Here is a 17,958-nt window from a genome sequence, read left to right as displayed (position 1 = left end):
CTGCCCGGATGGTTGATATGGATGGACAGATGGCGCAATGGTGGGGCACGGTGTTCCTTCTTGCAGTGTTCGTAGCGGGCGCATTGCAAGGGTGGCTGGCCTGGCGGCAGGTTCGGCATGTGCGTGCGCACCGTGACCGCGTTCCCGCCGCCTTTGCCGAAACCATCCCCCTGAACGCCCACCAGAAGGCTGCCGACTACGCCGTTGCCAAGGTACGGCTTTCGACGGTGGAAGATGCCGTCGGCCTGTGTGTACTGCTGGCATGGACGGTATGGGGCGGGCTGGCAGTGCTGCACACCGCGCTGCTCCAGTGGCTAGGGGCCGGGATGGTGCAGCAACTCGCCCTGCTGGGGGCATTTGCGCTCGTGCAAGGCGTTATCGACTTGCCGCTGTCTTGGTACCGCGCCTTCGTGCTCGAAGAACGGTTCGGGTTCAATCGCCAAACGCTGGGCCTATGGTGGATCGACCTAGGCAAATCGTTCGTCATCGGCATGGTCGTCGGTCTGCCCATCGCTGCTGCGGTGCTCTGGATCATGGGGAATGTCGAGGCGTGGTGGTGGTGGGCGTGGGGCTTGTGGGCGGGACTGAACCTGCTGCTGCTCGTCGTCTACCCGATCTGGATTGCGCCGTGGTTCCACAAGTTCCGCCCCCTCGAAGATGTCGCGCTACGCGAGCGCGTGTCGGCCTTGCTGGAACGATGCGGTTTTGCCGTGCAGGGGGTATATGTCGTCGATGCAAGTCGGCGCAGCGCGCACGCCAACGCCTATTTCACCGGCCTGGGCCGCTCCAAGCGTGTGGTCTTTTTCGATACGCTGCTGGCGCAGCTTCGGCCGGAGGAAATCGAGGCCGTGCTGGCGCACGAGCTGGGGCACTTTCGCAGGTTTCACATCCACCAGCGCCTGGTATTGCTGCTGGGGTTGGGGCTGGCCGGTTTCGTCCTGCTGGGGTGGGCTTCACAGCAAGCGTGGTTTTTTGCGGGAATGGGCATCGTCGTCGAGGCAGGCTCCCACCCTGCGCTATCGCTGCTAAGCCTATTGCTGCTATCCCCTTTGCTATCGCTACTGCTATCCCCGGCGCTGGCATCCCTGTCCCGCAGGCACGAATTTGAAGCCGACGCTTTTGCGGCCCGGCACGTACGTGCCCAGGATTTGTGCAGTGCCCTGCTGTGCCTGTATCGCGACAACGCCTCGACGCTGACCCCAGACCCCTGGTATGCCGCATTCCACGCCACGCACCCGGGGGCGTGCGAACGGCTCGAACGGCTGGGCTGCCAGACCCGCCAGACGCCGTGACCCTGCCCCAAGAGCATCCGGGCCAAGAGCACCCGGGGCTGGTCGTTGTTGGCCACGGTCGGCACTTCTGGGTGGAAGACTCGGATGGTCAGCGTCGGCTATGCCACCCCCGTGGCAAGCAGGGAGGGTGTGTCGTCGGGGATCGGGTGTGGTGGCTGCCCTCGGGCGATACCGGCACCATCGAGCGCGTGGAACCCCGCAGGAATTCGCTGTTTCGCCAGGACGAGACACGCACCAAAGTCTTTGCCGCAAACATCGACGCGGTATGGATCACTTTGGCAGCGCAGCCGGAGATTTCTCTGCTTCAGCTTTCTCGGGTGCTCATTGCCGCAGAAGCGCAAGACCTGCCTTGCGTGATCGTGCTCAACAAGCGCGACCTGCAGGAACCCTTTGCCCGCGCCTGGGATGCGCTGGCCCCCTACCGGGAGATGGGGTACGAGGTGCTGCCCCTATCCACGCTGCATGGCAACGAGGACGATCGCCAAGCACTCTGCCAAAAGCTGCAAGGCCAGTCCACCCTGGTACTCGGCCCTTCCGGCGCGGGCAAAAGCACCCTCGTCAATCTGCTCGTACCGCAGGCCCGCGCTGCCACTGCGGCGTTGTCACAGTCCGTGCAGACTGGACGACACACCACCACATGCACGGCGCTGTACTGGATCGATGCAGAACGAACCACCGCTTTGCTGGATTCCCCAGGATTCCAGGAATTTGGACTCCGGCACATCGACGCATCGCAACTTGCCGGCTACATGCCCGACCTACATCGGCATGCCATCCACTGCCGTTTTCTGGATTGCAAGCACCTTCGCGAACCGGGGTGCGCCGTGTTGGCCGCAGTGGATCGGGGCGAGCACCCGGTGCATGGCGCGCGCTACCGAATCTATGAACAGCTTTACGAGGAAATCGTCTCGATGCGTCGCTTTCGCTGACGGCATGAACAGGCATACCTCGAAACGGAGACCCAAGACCACCGCAGGCCCAAGCCTTCAGAACCTATTCCAGTAGGGGCTGCGCCATCGCATTGCACGCGGCGGCGGTGCTCGGAATCCTCATGTACCGTCAGTACATTCCGGTTCCTGCGCTCCGGCGCCACGCACACTGCTTCGGCTCGCCTGCCTACTGAAATTGGTTCTCAGCCCAGCAGCCGCGCCACACTGAGCAACGCCAACAGGATGACCCACAGCACAACGGTACGCCATACCATCCCGACGACGACAGGCAGATGGCCCATCTGTGGTTGCGGGCGGATCGACTGAGGTTCTGCATTGTTGTCGGCAGTCTCGACCAGACCCTGGTGTGCTGCCATGGCCCCCCCAAGATCGACGTCCATTGCTCCCTGGGTGGCAGCGAGGATCAGCACATCGGATCCTCGCACTCCGCATTGGGTACAGCGACGCCAGCCATCGATGGCCTCTTCAAAATTGCCCACGATGGCAAACCCCACTGCGGTTGCCCGTGCGGGGAGCCAATCCAGTTTGGCCCAGCTTCGCGAAGCGATGCGTACCAGTTCGGTACTGGCCAAGGAGCAATCTGCATCCTTGCCATCGCGATTGCCACCACGTACATAGCGCGCCGTACTCTCACCCAATCGATAGAGCACGGCCCCGGCTGGACCCATACCCAGAGCAGCCAGCAGGGAGAACCACACAAGTACCCCGAAAACGTGCCGGTGCGCTGCCAATACGGACAAGGCAATCACGTCGGCGACGATTTCGCTACGGGTGGCTTCGTTGCCTGCGTCAGGCTCCCATTCCGCCAACAAGCGGCGGGCCTGCTCGTCATTCCCGTCGAGCAAGGCGTCCCGAATCTGGGTGAAATGAAAACTGAACTGACGAAACCCGAGCGTTGCGTACAGCGCCAGCACGCACCACGCGACCGCCAAAGGCCATCCCACCAAAAGCAGGCATAGCCAGTAGATTCCGGCGGAAAGCAAGGTGGGCACCAGCACGGCCAGCGCCCACGCCATCCAGGCATGTCCGATTTCGCCGGTGTCGAGCACACGCTGGCACCAGCGTACCCACGCTGCCGACGCTCTATGCACCACATTTCCCTGGCCCAACGGCCGGGCTTGCTCCAGCAAAAAGGCCAACAGTACCGAGAGAAAACCCATGGGGTGCTCCTACAACATGTGGCAGACGTTGGGCATGAGAACGCCGGATAACACCGGCAGCCATGATCCCGACAGGATCATGGGGTTTTTCGGGTGGATTTTTTGGGAATGGGCGACGACTATGCCGAAGTCGCCGTAGGCTGTTCCGTCTGTTCTGCCACAGCCACAGCGACTTCTGCCACCGTTCCCTTGCGGGCGGGAAGTTTTTCCTTGATGCGTGCGGATTTGCCGCTGCGATCACGCAGGTAGTACAGCTTGGCGCGACGCACATCGCCGCGACGCTTCACTTCCATGCTCGCAATCAGGGGGCTGTACGTTTGGAACGTCCGTTCCACGCCTTCACCGCTGGAAATTTTGCGCACGGTGAACCCGCTATTCAGCCCACGGTTGCGCTTGGCGATGACTACGCCTTCAAAAGCCTGGATTCGCTTGCGCGAGCCTTCGACAACGTTGACGTTGACGATGACGGTGTCCCCGGGGGCAAAGTCCGGGATGGTTTTGCCCAGGCGAGCAATTTCTTCTTGCTCAAGTTCTTGGATCAGATTCATGGTTTTCTCGAAAAGATCGTACGCATCCGATGGCACGACGGAGCACAAAGAACACACGGAACACTTGTGCAACCCCGTGGAGGAACGAAGGCCGTTCCCGTTGCATGGCAGAGGATCAAAGGGGGGCGGATTCTATCGTGGCAAGGATTTGCTCGTCTTCGGCGCCGAAACGGCCTTGCTGTCTGCCTTGGGCGACCACATCGGGCCGCAGCCGCCCCGTCGCCAAGAGGCGCTGTTCCCGGCGCCAATGTTCGATTTGCCGATGATCCCCGGACAGCAGCACAGGGGGCACTTCCACCCCCGACCATTCCCTGGGACGGGTGTATTGCGGGCAATCGAGCAAGCCGTCCACATCCGGATGAAAACTTTCCTCTCGTGCGCTTTGTGCATCGTGCAACACGCCGGGAAGCAAGCGGGCCACGGCATCCAGCAATGCCAATGCGGCAATTTCTCCCCCGGACAACACGAAGTCACCTAGGCTGATTTCTTCGGTCACATACCTGTCGATGAAGCGTTGGTCGATCCCCTCGTACCTGCCACAGACAAGGATGGCACCCGTTCCAGACGCCCAGCGCTGTACCGAGTCGTGGGTCAAGCGTCGGCCTGATGGGGAAAACAACAGTACGTCCGCAGCATCGGATCTGCGGCTGCGCACGTCATCCACGGCACGCGCAAGGGGGTCGGCTTGCATCACCATGCCTGGCCCACCTCCAAAGGGTCTGTCATCCACCCTGCCGTGCGGATCGTCGGAAAACTCCCGGGGATTGCAGCAGCGCAGCACCATTTGTTCCCGCTCGAAAGCCCTGCGTGTCACCCCTGTGGTGGGCAGCAGCGAAAACCATTGCGGAAACAAGGTAATGACGTCGAACAACACGCTGGACTTCTTGGCTTCTTTCACGACATCTCGCCACGACACCTCGATCAGCCAGACTCGCTCAATCAATCGTCAGGATGCCAATCGACGACGATGCTGCGCAAAGCAGTGTCCACCGTATCGACGTAAGCGCTGACGAAAGGCACCATGCGAGAGCGTTCGCCGTCAAGGACGAGTACCCAATGCGGGCCAGTAGGAAAAAATTTGGCGACGCTGCCCAGATACACGCCCTGGCGGTTCTGCACCCGCATCCCGATCAGGTCAACCAGGTAGTACTCGTCGTTACCGAGCCGGGGGAAATCGGCCTTGCGAACAGCAACGACAGCCCCGGCCCAAGACTGGGCCATGGTTCGATCGACGATCCCTTCGATGTCGGCGACGACATTCCCGCTGTGTCTGCGGGATTGGCGCACCGACCACACCCCTCGTACCCGCTGCTCGTCGTTGCCATCGGCAGGGAGCGGCGCATTCCGACAAGCCGAATAGGTGTAATACCACCGGGATGCAGCCAATAAGGCCACCGGTTCCGGGCTATGCGCCACCAGCCTGAGCCATCCGCGAACGCCCCAGGCGCCTTGCACCCGGGCTACTTCGACGAGGTCTTCGGGCCACTGCGCTGGAGCATTGCATTCCCCTGTCGCAGTAGGAGCCACCGGGGGAAACATCGTCACCGTGCCACGACGCTACGCAACGCGGAACCAGGGCGTTGTAGCCTATTCCACCATCCTGCCGATCCTGTCACGCAGGCTTGACGGTACGAACCAGACGCGCCACAGCGTCGGAAACCTCTGCGCCAACGCCTTTCCAGTAGTGGAGACGGTCGAGGGCAATACGCAAGCCTTCTTCGTTCGACGCAGCAACAGGGTTGTAAAAACCCAACCGCTCGATAAAGCGACCATCCCGGCGTTTGCGTTTGTCGGTAACGACGATGTCGAAAAACGGACGGGCTTTTGCGCCGCCACGAGCCAGTCGGACTACGACCATGGTGTTTCCTTTCGGGGATGGGTCAAAAAAGGGAACCCCAAGAAGGGTTCCCCAAAAAAGGGGCGGATTGTAGACAGCCGAAACTGCAGGAGAGGTGCGCATCCATTTCGTCGCTCCCACCACATTTTCGAGACGTTGGGCATAGAGGCGCCATCTCAGTCAGCCGATTCCCAAGATTGGAAATGATCTTGAATAGAAATACTTTTTCAAAGATCATCGTAGTAACAAGCCAGTCCCCGTGCTGTGGAAAAGTATCGTTTTTCACATCGAAACAACGTGTTATGTTGCATACAACCCCTGGGACAACCTGGTACCGTGGTGTACGCAAATGGAGAACAAGTAGCGTTGGCCGTGTCGGGCTGGGGATAACGGGGGGAAAAGCAGGAAGAAAGGCGCTGGGTTGTCCACAGTCCAGCGTCGAACGGCGCTTCTACACTGCGGCCTATGGATGTTGCAAGGTGTTTTCTTTGGCGAGGAGGAAGCAGAAATATGAAGGCGTGGTGGTGTGCAGTAGGGTTGAGTTTGGCGGGTTGTAGCGGGCAGGCAGTGGATCCCCCGGCGATCCGCGTATCACAGCCCGCGTCGACGCCGCAAGTGCAGAGTAAGCCCGTGCGGGAGATGTTGCAAAGTGGTGCAAGGGGCTTCTCGCTGGGTTCGCAGATAGGCCGCAAGACAGCCTATGTGTTTTTTGATCCGCAGTGCGGGCACTGTGGCCATCTCTGGCAGGCTGCGCTGCCTTTGCAGCAGCGTATGCATTTCGTATGGGTGCCGGTGGCGTTCATGTCTCGCAAGAGCTTGCCTCAGGGGGTGGCAATTCTTCATGCGGCGGATCCTGCTGCAGCGATGGCCAAGCACGAAGATGCGTTGCTATCCGGCTCCGGCGGGATCGACGTGGCGTTGGGGCAGGGGAACGGGCAGGAAAACGATACGGCGATACAGACGCTACAAGAGGCGATTCGCGCCAACACTGCCCTGCTGGAAAAGCTGGGAGTCAATTCCGTTCCGCATCTGATCATCGTCGATGCGGAAAGCGACGCTACTACAAGCCATAGCGGCGCAATGCCTACCCCGGCGTTGGCGGAACTGCTGGGTGTGCAACCTTGAAGAGGGGTGGTGGGAGACACTATGGTTCAACGGCCTCCTTGCAGGTCGATAGGTTCAGCGGGGTTCTTTTGTAGGGTGCCACTGTCAGCAGGTTGACCTGCAGGAATCTCGAAAACGAACGTGCTCCCGCGTCCAGGCTCACTGTCCACCCAGATTCTTCCGCCGTGGTGCTCGACGATTTCCTTGCAGATCGGTAGGCCAAGGCCAGTTCCCTTGGGGCCATCGGCAACATCGTCCCCGACCTGCCTGAACTTTTCAAACACTGCCTGATGGTGCTCGGCGGCAATGCCACTGCCGGAATCTTGCACGCTGACCCGGACACTTTGGTGGATGGAGATGACACGGCAAGTGACTGTGCCCTGATTTGTGAATTTGACGGCATTAGATAACAGATTAATCATGACTTGAATCAGTCTGTCGCCATCGCCCATCCATGTTGGCAAATTCGGGGCGATTTCTATTTCCAAGGGAATGGACTTTTTGTCAAACAACGACGACGTTGCCGCTGTCGCACGTTGCACCACATCGGCCGGGGCAACGGGGTGAGACTTCCATTCCATCTTTCCCGCACGCATTTTCGAAAGATCAAGAATGTCGTTGATCAAACAGGTCAGCCGTTCGCCTTCGGAAATAATGATATCGATGTTGCCGTCGATCTGTCTGACTGTCTTTTCTGTTTTGGAATCCAACGGTAGTAGCCGAGGATAAATCACCTCATTGAGCTTTTTCTTGATAACCTGGATGAATCCCAGAACAGAGGTGATTGGAGTTCTTAGCTCATGGGATGCAGTAGATAAAAAGTCATCTTTCAAGTTTTGCAGTTTTATCAGCCGATCCTGTTGTCGGTCGCTGATGTTGACCAATTGTTGACTTTGTTGTAATAGTTTTTTGTAGCCAATATAAAGATCTTCGAATTGAGTACGAATAGGATTATCAACGTAGTCAGGGCTGCGCAAAACTTTGGCAGCATTTTCCAAAATTTCGAATTCGATTCGGAAAATGTCCTTTTTATTGGCTTGTTTCATGGTGTCAGGACCCTTTTTCTGCAATCAAATTAAATTCAAGCTCAACGTATTCCTTGAAGTCTTGCGCGCACTCCATTTCACTTTCATTTTCTTCATCGTAATACCAGTTGACGACCACGGATTTTCCATCCTGATAAGCCTTTTCAAACTTTTCCAGCAACATCAAAATGCATTTCGAACTACTGGTGTTGATGTACGGTAGGCTGATCTCCAGTTTTGTCACATCTTGGTCGGTGACTTGTTCAAAAAAAGCATCCAGCCACTGCAAAATCGGTTCATAAAACTTGAACGAATTTTCAGGGTAAGATTCACCCTTGATCGTAAAAATGCGAGTACTCACATTAAAATCAACCAGTGGAGTAGATTTTGCAGGTTCAAGACGTAATGATTCCATGAACATTTCCCCTTAAACAATGACTTTGATTTCAAAAAACGAAAACTGTTCATCCACTTTACCAATCGAAAACTCAATCGGTTGTCTGGCTCTTTTGGCAATATCAAAAAATCCCACGCCAGCACCTACCTGCCCAGGCTCGATGTCTTTCATCATTTGCGCCTTGTAAAGTTTTTTCAATTCGTCTTTTTCGGCATTGACTATGATATTCAGTTTAGCGGAAAGCTGTTCAACATCCACGTTGTCAACCAAATTGCCCGACCAGATAAAATAGTCATTCTCTTTTCGACCAATACCAATTATGGCAGAACAGGCAATGCGTTCTGAAACAGGTGAATTCGCCTTGCTGTTCACATAGTTTCTGATGTTTTGAGACTGCTCGACAAAAATCCTGAGCACATTAAATATATCGCTTTTAGGCCGTTCTTCATTCTCCATGTGTTTTTTCAGAGCATCGCCAATTTCTTCAATCAACACCTGAGAAAACCGCCCTGAAAAACAGGTCAAAATGCCACTTGATTCAAGCACATTCTGAATATCTGTCAATTTGCTAATCATAATCCTATTGTTCCTTTCAAGTAATTGCCTATTTCAAACCCGACCACTGTGATGTCGTCACGCTGTTCGACCTGTTTCAAACTGGTGGCAATCAATTGTTCCACAGTCTGTTCCTGCGCCGCAAATGACTGACCAGCCAAACTTTGGAGCAAGCGCACAAAGCCACCACGACCCATGCCGCCTTTGCCTTCTTGGCTATTCTGATCCAATAGCCCATCCGTGGTGAAATAAACCACGCTGCCCTCAATCCAGTCAATCTGACGGTCATCAAAAGTGACCTCACGGCCATGCGAATAGCCGACACTGTGCCTTGTCCCCTTGTACTCGGTGATCTGACCGGCTTTCTCTACAAATGCTGACAATTTGGCGCCAGCGTAGAGAAAGGTTTTTTCCTGTTTGTCCAGCAGACACAGGGCCATATCCGCGCCGTCATTGGCCAGTGAATCCTGATTCTCTTGCCGCAGGGTCTCTTTCAGCCCCATGTTGATGCGGTGCAGCAAGGCCGAGGGTTTAAGTCCCTCCAGCGATCTCGGCAATCCGTCCAAGATCGAACTCAGCGCCATTGTCATCAGTGCGCCCGGCACACCGTGGCCTGTGCAGTCTGCAACGGCTACCAACACAAATCGGTCATCGCCTCGACACCAGTACATATCGCCGCCCACGACGTCTCTCGGCTTCCAGATCACGAAACATTTGTCATCAGAAATACCCAATCGGTGGGGCAACGGTGGCAAGATGGCGCGTTGCAAGCGCTCAGCGTAATCAATGCTCTCCATAATTTTGTCGTTCTTTTCCTGTAGCTCTCTGGTTCGCTCAATGACCTTCTGCTCCAACGACTGGCTGTATTCCTGAATGGTATCAGCCATCTGGTTAAAGTTTTTGCCCAGTTCGCCAATTTCGTCTTGTGTATCGACTGTAACCCGTGCCGACATATTGGCTGCCGAGAAACTCTTGACGCTCTCATTCAGCGACTTGATGGGCCTGATCATCCCTCCAACCAGCTTGTACATGATGCTAAGTCCAAGCAGTAAAGAAACCAGCATGGCTAAACCGTAGCCATAAAGTAGGTTGTTGAGCGGTTTTTGGTACGATGATTTGGGGATGGCGATTCCTAAAATCCAATTTGTTGAGCTGATTTTGTTTGTAATAATCATGCGTGACTCACCATCATAATCTTGAATTTCGATGAGTCCGCTTTGATTTTGCAATAGCGCCTGTTTTAATTCAGAATAATATACCCCTTGAACGTTTGTCAGATTTTTGAATCCGCTTTTTTCGTCAAATAAAAAAGCATTATTTGGATGTGTAATAATATTACCTTCTTGATCCATTAAAAAAGCATAGCTATTTTCTCCAAATTTGCTATTATTAACAATGGAAATTACATCAGATAAATACACAGGAGTAACAAACGATCCGATAAATTTTCCATTATCTTTTAATGGCGCGACAACAGAGCAAGCAATTTCTTTAGTTGAATAAATTACAAAAGGTTTTGTATAAATTAATCCATTTGATTGTTTTGATTGAATATACCACGGCCTTGTTCTAACATCATATGAATCAGAAATGACCATCTTTGTTGATGAATGGATGTTTACATTATTCTCAAAGCCAATTTGGTAAAGTATTCTATCCGAATTAATATCAACATATCTTAACTTCTTATTAATCAATAATCTGCGTAAATGGTTTACATTATAATTATTTTCAATAACAACATCAGAGACAATACCTTCAACTATTTGTCCATATTTTCTAAACCAACTATCCAGCTCAGTGGCTTTCTGAAACGCCGTTGCCTTCGCCCATTGATTAATTTGCTCCTTGGTAATGGAATATGCTACATAGTAACTAACCGTGGACACCAATAACAAAGTGGCAAGACAAATCGCCAAGCCTGTCAACAAGTATTTTGTTTTGATGCTATTTTTAACAGATAGCCCACAAAAAATTTTGTCAGTCATGGTCCAATCCGTCCTTTCAAACTACCACCCATTTCAAACCCGACCACCGTGATGTCATCACGCTGCTGAACCTGCGCCAAACTGGTGGTAATCAATTGTTCCACAGTCTGTTCTTGCACTGCGAAGGGCTGACCGGCCAAACTTTGCAGCAGCTTGATGAAACCGCTGCGGCCCATTCCGCCTTTTCCTTCTACGCTATTTTGGTCCAGTAATCCATCTGTAGTCAGATACACCACGCTGCCGTCAATCCATTTAATCTCGCGATCTTCAAAAATTACCTCACGGCCATGCGAATAGCCAACGCTATGCTTTGTACCCTTGTACTCGGTGATCTGACCGTTTTTCTCTACAAATGCAGACAATTTGGCACCGGCGTACAGAAAAGTCTTTTCCTGTTTATCCAGAAGACATAGTGCTACATCCGCGCCGTCATTGGCCAGTGAGTTTTGATTCTCTTGCCGCAGGGTTTCACGCAAACTGAGGTTGATACGATGCAGAAGCGCCGAGGGCTTCGTCCCCTCCAGCGAACGCGGCAAACTGTCCAAAATGGACCCCAGGGCCATGGTCATCAACGCACCTGGCACACCGTGACCCGTGCAATCCGCCACGGCTACCAGCACGTACCGGTCATCGCCGCGACACCAGTACATGTCGCCACCCACTGTATCCTTGGGCTTCCAGATGACAAAGCATTTATCGTCCGCAATGCCCAGGCGATGAGGTAACGGCGGCAAGATGGCGCGTTGCAGCCGCTCGGCATAATGAATGCTTTCCATGATGTTCTGGTTTTTCTCTTGCAATTCTCTGGTGCGGTCAGCCACCTTTTTCTCCAATGATTGACTGTATTCTTGAATAGTGTCGGCCATCTGGTTGAAGCTTTTTCCCAGTTCACCTATCTCGTCGTCGCTGTGGACTGCAACGCGCGCAGACATGTTCTCCACAGAAAAACTTTTAACACCGTCGTTGAGCGACTTGATAGGTTTGGTCATCCCGATCACCAATTTGTACATGATGCCGAAACCTATGACCAACGCAAGAAGCAACGCAGCAATATATCCAGAAAATAATCTGTTCAATGGTTTGCGATACATGCTTTCTGGAATGGCGACTCCAAGAACCCATTGATTAGATTCAATCATGGCGGTTGTGAAATACCGAATTTGATTATCATAGTCTACAATCTTGATGATGTCTGTTTTCCCCCTTTTTAATCTGGCTTGGAGATGAGAATACCCTTTGATATTGACAGAATAAATATTTTTGAGACTTGTTTTTTGATCAGGCAAAAAGTTTGTATTGGGATGCGTTAGAAATTGTCCTTCCTGATCCAGCAAAAATGCATAACTTGATTCACCGACATTATAGTTCTTGACAATTTCCAGCACATCGGTGATCTGAAAATCCACCGCAATTACGCCAATCAATTCGCCATTCCTTTGCAATTTCTTTGAAATCGTGATGATCATTTTCCCTGTAAAGGCATCGACGTATGGTGTCGAGTACACGGGAATCTCACTCTTGATAGCACTGAGATACCAGCCCCGGGTACGAAAATCAAAACCTGGTAGGGGTTTCCAATTTTGATCCGGATAAAAAAGTTTATTATCTTGTAATACAATATAAAAAGTTGGAGATTCTGAACTGTATTGTGCATTTTTTTTCACAATGATGTTCAGCAACCATCGATCTTGTAACTCACCATCGTGGTTTGCGATTTCGGATGCCATGTCCTCCAAAATTTGTCCATACTTCCGAAATCGCCAGTCTAGTCCCACTGCATTTTTCATGGCGCTGGCTTCCACCCACGCATTGGTTTGTTCCCGCGTGATTGAATACGCCACGTAGTAACTAGCTACAGAAACCAGAATCAGTGAAACCAGACAAATCACCAAACCGGTCAACAAATATTTGGTCTTGATGCTTTTTTTCATCGTAAAACAAACTTCGGTTTGCAACCCCGGCCTGAAGGCCTGTCGTGAATTTCTTCTTCAGGAAGTAGTGGGAATTTCCATAAAAAACGCACTCCCGCGTCCAGGCTCGCTATCCACCCAAATTCGCCCGCCATGGTGCTCGACAATTTCCTTGCAGATCGGTAGGCCCAGGCCCATGCCGCTGGGCTTGCTCGAAAGAATGTCGCCCACTTGCTTGAATTTGTTGAAGATAGCTTGGTGCAATTCGGGGGCTATCCCCACGCCGGTGTCGGTCACGCGAACCAGAATTCCCTGGGGTGTTTTTCGGGCTTCGCAGGTCACTTGACCAGCGTCGGTAAATTTGGCCGCATTGCTTAATAGGTTGACCAGCGCCTGCACAAGCCTTTCGCCATCACCTATCACGCTGGGCAGCTCGGGGTCTGTCGCCTGGGTACAGGGGATTCCCTTTTTTTCAAACAAATCGGAAGTCATTGCCATCGCTCGGCGTAGGACATCCGCAAAATCGACGCTTTCCGACTTCCATTCCATTTTTCCCGCATCCATTCTGGTGATATCGAGAACGTCGCTGATCAGCAGAGTCAGCCGCTCGCTTTCGGCAATGATGATGTCCAGGTTTCCTCGAATTTGCGTAATGGCTTTGATGATTTTGGGATCGGCATTCGTCAAGACGGGAGTGATGACCTCGTCGTGCTTTTTCCTGATGACTTTGGCAAACCCCACGACCGAGGTGAGCGGGGTTCGCAATTCGTGCGAAACCGTTGACAGGAATACCGACTTTGCCGCATCCAGTTCAAGCAGTTTGTGGTTGATTGCCTCCAGTTCGTGCGCACGTTTTTGGATGGTGGCGCTCATATCGTTGAAGCTGGCCGCAAGCTGCCCCAATTCATCGGTGCGATGCAATTCCAATGGCGCATTCTGGCCCGTGGATGCAAAGGTATGAACTGCTTGGTTCAGCATTTCGATGGGCTTAGTCATTCTCCTGACTAGGCGCAGCATGGTAGCCATGCTGATCAGTATGGACAAAAGTAGGGCAGCCACAAAGCCGTATAGCAATGCCGTCAAAGGTTTTCGGTATTCGGCTTCATCGGTTGCCACGCCCAAAATCCATTGGGAGGGTGTAATCTCGCTCATCATCACATTTCGTCGCACGCCATCGGCATCACGCACCCAGACTGGGGTTGCATCGTAGGGTTGCTCGGTCATCGCACGGATGAGCGCAGCGTAATCGATGCCTGGAATCGATTGAATGTTTTTCAGCCCTTTCTTTGTTGCCAAAAACTGTGGAATGGGGTGTGCAATGACGTTGCCGACCTGATCAAGGAGGAATGCGTAGCTGTTAGGCCCAAAACTGTGGTTTTGCACGATTTGGATGACATGTTTGAGGCTGATGTCTGCAGCCAATACAAAAACCTTGTCTTGATACGTCACGGTTCTGGCAACCGTCATAACAAAATCGGTGGAGTGATCGGTGTTGAGGATGGCATCTTCATAAGGTTTGGTGACGATGACTTTGCCATGGGCTGCAATGGCATCTTGAAACCAAGGGCGTGACCGAACCTGGTAGTCGGGGGGAGGTACCCAGCCTGATGCGATAATGAGTTTGTTATTTTCTTCATCACCCAGGTAAAGATCTTTGATGTTGCCGTGAGATCTGCGAACTTTGTTGGCAAAAATGCTTTGTAACTGGACTGCATCGAGATTTTGTGTAATTTGCAAATCTTCCGCAGTTTCTTCAATCAGATTTTGATAATGACTAAACCACAGATTCAGCTCTGAGGCATTTTTCCGAACCTGGATACGCATGCGCTCATCCAATAGTTTGGATGTGATCGAATAAGAAACAAAATATGTTGTTACGGAAACGGTTAACACCGTCAGGAGGCTGATAAACAACCCAGTCAAAATATATTGGGATTTGATGGTTTTCATGGTTCACATGTGGATTCGTTTTGGCGCGGAAAATGAATGCAACCCCCTCATTGTTATCAAGGAGACTCTGTGGTCCATCGACCTGGATTCGATGCGGTCTGAAGGCGGTCGAGTGGGCGGCTTCTACCCCACGATCGCGCATTCCTGCCGTAGCAAAGCCATGGCGTCGCGAATTGGGGAATCTGCGGTGCAGAGCGTCTGGGTTGCCTGCTGAACGAAATCGTTCCACAGGCGTTGGCAGTCTTTGCGGTAATACGGGGGGGCGTGTTCGTCGAGGAAAGCCGTTGCGCGCTCCGGGTGCCAGCCTGTTTTGCGGATTTTGCGAACCAGGGTTTGCGCTGCCCGGTCGGATAGTGACGTGGCAGGCTTTCTCGCTGCCGCCACGCACAACAGCATCGTTAGCAATGTGGTGTCGTCATGCGTGCCTTGCGTCAATCGGTACCACGTGGAGGACGCATTGCGGTCGTGGTGGTCCAGCTCGCCCATCGGGTCGTCGACCCAGAAATAGCGGCCAACGAAGGCGGGAGTCTGATCAAACAATGCCCGCACCGGGATATGGGGGTCGAGGATGCGTGGCAAGTCATCGCATACCCCATGCGCGATGCGGTCGATCACCGGCTGCATGGTGTCTGGCAGGCCAGGCACGGTGCGTAGCGTGGCGGCAATATTGCACTGACTGCACTGTCCGCTCTGGGTCCATTCTGCAGACTGCCGCAGCGTGTCGATCATGGCCTCGAAGCAAGGCCAGTTGGGCGTTTCATGGCATTGGGCCGCGTGGGCAAGCAAGGCGGTGCGGATAACGGCTTCTGCATCAGGCTGCGCTTCGTCGAGAACGCTGGGCTGCACGCCGATGCGCCCCGCCAGCCACATGGCGGTATCGAGCGTCAGCGCCACCTGCGAGCGTTGTGCCCATTCCTGTTGGATGGCTTCCCATCCTTCGCTCGACCACTTGTCGAGCAATGGGATATGGCGTTCGCCAAATGCTGCGTCGTCATTCATCCCAAAGTGGGTGCTCTTGGGCATCGTGATCAACGCCTTGAGCTGGTCTGCACCGGCCTTGGAGAGCGCAAGCAGACTTTGCTCGCGCAAGGCCACGGCGGCGGCATGCAGATCCCCCTGGCTGGAGGTTTGCAGTGCCAAGCTGACGAAGCGAACCAGCCGCTCGCGGGCGCGTTCTAGCTCGGCAAGCAGGTATTCCGAACCGAAGTACCGGGCGATTTGCACGATGCCCTGGGCTGCTTTTTCCGCAAGCAGCTCCAGCCGGGCATCGTCCAGGATGCCATGTTGCACGCCGTAGACCAGCGCTTTTTCGAAAAAGAGTCGGTCGTCGTAAGCAGCCAGACTGCCTGCGGTAGCGCGGCGGTCGGGAAGAGGGGGGCGAGTACCGCGAACCATGGCATACCGGCCTGCGTAGCGTGCGCTAAATGGCTGATTCTTCTTGCAACCCTGCGCTGCCAGGGGAGGCAGCGTCGGGCAACGGTGCGTCCTGCAGAGCAAATGCACGCGCTTTGGCCCGCAGGATCAGCAGTACTTCGGAAAACTGGTCCGGCCTACGCATACGCAACAGCCATGCCAGATGCTTCCAGTCTGTGTCCGCGACCTCTTCTTCGCTGAGGCGGGAAGAGCCGCTCGTCGTATGCAGCAGGTCGCTATCCACCGGGCCTTCATCTTCGGATTCCACGCCCCAGCCGTCCCATTCCCGCGTGCCGTGCGTGTGGCACAGCATCTCGTCTTCGGAAGGCAGGCTATCAAGCTCGCCTACGGGTTCGAAAGAGCCGGTGCGGGCGTATTCGATGACCTCTGCCCAGTACTCCTCGAAGTAGTCGGCCAAGGCTTCGGAACCACCGTCGCGTTCTGCGAGCGCGTCGAGAAAATCCAGGGGATTGGCTCCGTCGCGGAACAGGACTGCATTGACCATGCCACGCAGGTGGGCATGTGTAGGGTCTCGGTAGTTGCGTTCCAAGACGACAGCGCTGGCGAATTGTTCGGGGTCGAGGACGAGCTGCACGATCGAGGGCTTGCCGGGGTCGAATTCGCGCACGATGGCGAGGACATCGCGAACGGGGAGCTGTGCAACGGCTTCGACGAGCGCGCCGTCTCCATGGGCATCGGCCAGGGCCACCAGGGCGGACTCGGCACCTGCAATGTCCCCACGGGCAATCAGGTCGTGGGTTTGTTCAACGACGATAGACAAGGCGTAGGACATCGTGGGTCTCCTCAGTGCTTGCGGTCAAACCCCTGGCTTGCGAGCCAGTCTGCGCCTGCATCGCTATCGAGATCGTCGATGTCTTCTCCATCGCTGGCGTCGGGGTCTGCGTCCGCGTGTTGCTGTTTCGGCGTTTCCTCGTCCACTGCCTGCGTGGCAGTGTTGTTCGGTTTGGGGTGGGTGGCACGCTGGTATAGGTATTCCAGCACAACGGCAATGGTCAGAAAGCGCTCTCCTTCGGGGGCGACCAGCGCCTGGGCTACGAGCGGCTGCGCCCAGGGGGCGACATGCACCGTCGGGCATATCTTGCTCCACGCAGGAAGTTTGTCGGCGTGGAGGTTGGTGAGGCGGTCGAGTACAGCGCGGTCGCCAAACTGAAAGCCGCCGTGCAAGGCGGAGGCAGCCATTTCCGGGTTGGAATCGGCCATCTGTAGCAAAAAGGCGAACTGGGTACGTTTCTGCGCGAGTCGGCGCTGGAGCACGTCGCGCCCCTCGCTGTCTTGCCGAAGATCGTCGATTTCGGCCTGGTACGTGGTGTGCAGGGTGCGGAAGAACGGGCTCATCGGTGGTTCCTTACTGGGACTGACTGGGACTGACAGGGAGATAAGGCAATAGGCCGGGGGATGCACGCATCATCCCCAATCCCCCCCCCCGCCAACGTGACTGCCGTCGCTCCTACAACGAAGGAGGAAGCGTCGTGCTGGTGAAAGAGCGACGGAGATCGCGGACATAGTCGCGCCAGAGGGAGGCTGCGACGGGCAGGGGGTCATCGAGCAGCTTGCGCTGGCGTAGATCGTCGTAGGCTTTGCGCCGTTCGGGGTCAGATAGCACCTCATACGACTGCTGCACGGCGCGAAACCGCGTAGCAGCGTCGGGGGAGGGGTTGCGATCTGGATGGTGTAGCGCAGCCTGGCGACGGAAAGCCTGCTTGATCTCGGCCATCGTGGCATTGCAATGCACCCCCAGTCTGGCGTAATGATCCTGCATGGTGTGGATGTCGATGGCAGTACCCCGTGCGATGCCGCGCACGGGGGGT

Annotated in this window: 18 protein-coding genes; 3 read left to right on the top strand and 15 right to left on the bottom strand. The window is 54.5% G+C overall.

Going from position 1 to position 17,958, the window contains the following annotated elements; translation table 11 throughout:
• Positions 1-17 precede the first annotated feature (17 nt).
• Both CENROD_RS08280 and rsgA read left to right on the top strand, forming a co-directional pair.
• Complete coding sequence (locus CENROD_RS08280) at positions 18-1,292, top strand: M48 family metallopeptidase (RefSeq protein ID WP_238551764.1); 1,275 nt, start codon at positions 18-20, stop codon at positions 1,290-1,292.
• Entirely contained in the window at positions 1,289-2,221 is a 933-nt protein-coding gene (gene rsgA / locus CENROD_RS08275) for a ribosome small subunit-dependent GTPase A (RefSeq protein ID WP_238551763.1), read from the top strand. Before CENROD_RS08280 ends, rsgA begins: the two co-directional genes overlap by 4 nt.
• Positions 2,222-2,424: 203 nt before the next feature.
• On the opposite strand, the gene CENROD_RS08270 is transcribed toward rsgA, so the two are convergent.
• The 5 genes from CENROD_RS08270 to rpsP form a co-directional block, all read right to left on the bottom strand.
• Positions 2,425-3,402, bottom strand: a complete 978-nt coding sequence (locus tag CENROD_RS08270; RefSeq protein WP_022774364.1) for a CobD/CbiB family protein — start codon at positions 3,400-3,402, stop codon at positions 2,425-2,427.
• A 119-nt stretch (positions 3,403-3,521) separates the two neighbouring features.
• Positions 3,522-3,950 carry a 50S ribosomal protein L19 gene (gene rplS, locus CENROD_RS08265; protein WP_022774361.1) on the bottom strand — a complete coding sequence of 143 codons (429 nt, stop codon included), beginning with the start codon at positions 3,948-3,950 and terminating at the stop codon, positions 3,522-3,524.
• A 115-nt stretch (positions 3,951-4,065) separates the two neighbouring features.
• A complete protein-coding gene (gene trmD, locus CENROD_RS08260; protein ID WP_022774356.1) occupies positions 4,066-4,824 on the bottom strand; it encodes a tRNA (guanosine(37)-N1)-methyltransferase TrmD in 759 nt (252 codons plus the stop codon).
• 65 nt (positions 4,825-4,889) lie between these two features.
• Positions 4,890-5,489: a ribosome maturation factor RimM gene (gene rimM, locus CENROD_RS08255; RefSeq protein ID WP_022774352.1), complete on the bottom strand. Its 600-nt coding sequence runs from the start codon at positions 5,487-5,489 to the stop codon at positions 4,890-4,892.
• A gap of 73 nt (positions 5,490-5,562) precedes the next feature.
• The gene (rpsP, locus tag CENROD_RS08250; RefSeq protein WP_022774348.1) at positions 5,563-5,808 is read right to left on the bottom strand and encodes a 30S ribosomal protein S16; all 246 of its coding nucleotides are present in this window, start codon (positions 5,806-5,808) and stop codon (positions 5,563-5,565) included.
• A gap of 489 nt (positions 5,809-6,297) precedes the next feature.
• Here rpsP and CENROD_RS08245 point away from each other — a divergent pair, with 489 nt between their 5' ends.
• Positions 6,298-6,912 (top strand): DsbA family protein, encoded by a 615-nt coding sequence (locus CENROD_RS08245; protein WP_051360347.1) that lies wholly within the window; start codon positions 6,298-6,300, stop codon positions 6,910-6,912.
• A 26-nt stretch (positions 6,913-6,938) separates the two neighbouring features.
• Here CENROD_RS08245 and CENROD_RS08240 read toward each other — a convergent pair whose 3' ends face one another.
• From CENROD_RS08240 to CENROD_RS08195, 10 genes are all read right to left on the bottom strand, one after another.
• On the bottom strand, positions 6,939-7,937 hold the full coding sequence (locus tag CENROD_RS08240) for a sensor histidine kinase (RefSeq protein WP_022774340.1): 999 nt from the start codon (positions 7,935-7,937) through the stop codon (positions 6,939-6,941).
• Between the two features lie 4 nt (positions 7,938-7,941).
• Positions 7,942-8,331, bottom strand: coding sequence for a DUF1987 domain-containing protein (locus tag CENROD_RS08235; RefSeq protein ID WP_022774335.1), 390 nt, complete (start codon positions 8,329-8,331; stop codon positions 7,942-7,944).
• A gap of 12 nt (positions 8,332-8,343) precedes the next feature.
• Positions 8,344-8,889 carry a SiaB family protein kinase gene (locus tag CENROD_RS08230; RefSeq protein WP_022774331.1) on the bottom strand — a complete coding sequence of 182 codons (546 nt, stop codon included), beginning with the start codon at positions 8,887-8,889 and terminating at the stop codon, positions 8,344-8,346.
• Positions 8,886-10,856 carry a cache domain-containing protein gene (locus CENROD_RS12550; RefSeq protein ID WP_022774327.1) on the bottom strand — a complete coding sequence of 657 codons (1,971 nt, stop codon included), beginning with the start codon at positions 10,854-10,856 and terminating at the stop codon, positions 8,886-8,888. The genes CENROD_RS08230 and CENROD_RS12550 overlap by 4 nt, the downstream gene beginning before the upstream one ends.
• Positions 10,853-12,787, bottom strand: coding sequence for a cache domain-containing protein (locus CENROD_RS08220; protein WP_022774322.1), 1,935 nt, complete (start codon positions 12,785-12,787; stop codon positions 10,853-10,855). Before CENROD_RS08220 ends, CENROD_RS12550 begins: the two co-directional genes overlap by 4 nt.
• Before the next feature lie 57 nt (positions 12,788-12,844).
• Positions 12,845-14,716, bottom strand: a complete 1,872-nt coding sequence (locus tag CENROD_RS08215; protein WP_022774318.1) for a HAMP domain-containing sensor histidine kinase — start codon at positions 14,714-14,716, stop codon at positions 12,845-12,847.
• Between the two features lie 123 nt (positions 14,717-14,839).
• The gene (locus CENROD_RS08210; protein WP_022774310.1) at positions 14,840-16,111 is read right to left on the bottom strand and encodes a hypothetical protein; all 1,272 of its coding nucleotides are present in this window, start codon (positions 16,109-16,111) and stop codon (positions 14,840-14,842) included.
• Between the two features lie 25 nt (positions 16,112-16,136).
• A complete protein-coding gene (locus CENROD_RS08205) occupies positions 16,137-16,922 on the bottom strand; it encodes a hypothetical protein (RefSeq protein WP_022774307.1) in 786 nt (261 codons plus the stop codon).
• A gap of 11 nt (positions 16,923-16,933) precedes the next feature.
• Entirely contained in the window at positions 16,934-17,485 is a 552-nt protein-coding gene (locus CENROD_RS08200; RefSeq protein ID WP_022774303.1) for a hypothetical protein, read from the bottom strand.
• A gap of 112 nt (positions 17,486-17,597) precedes the next feature.
• Positions 17,598-17,951, bottom strand: a complete 354-nt coding sequence (locus tag CENROD_RS08195; protein WP_420795866.1) for a J domain-containing protein — start codon at positions 17,949-17,951, stop codon at positions 17,598-17,600.
• Positions 17,952-17,958 lie beyond the last annotated feature (7 nt).

This window comes from Candidatus Symbiobacter mobilis CR (assembly GCF_000477435.1).
Lineage (GTDB): Bacteria > Pseudomonadota > Gammaproteobacteria > Burkholderiales > Burkholderiaceae_C > Rhodoferax > Rhodoferax mobilis.
The sequence above is the reverse complement of the archived record's forward strand: the minus strand, read 5'-3'. Positions and strand labels throughout refer to the sequence as shown.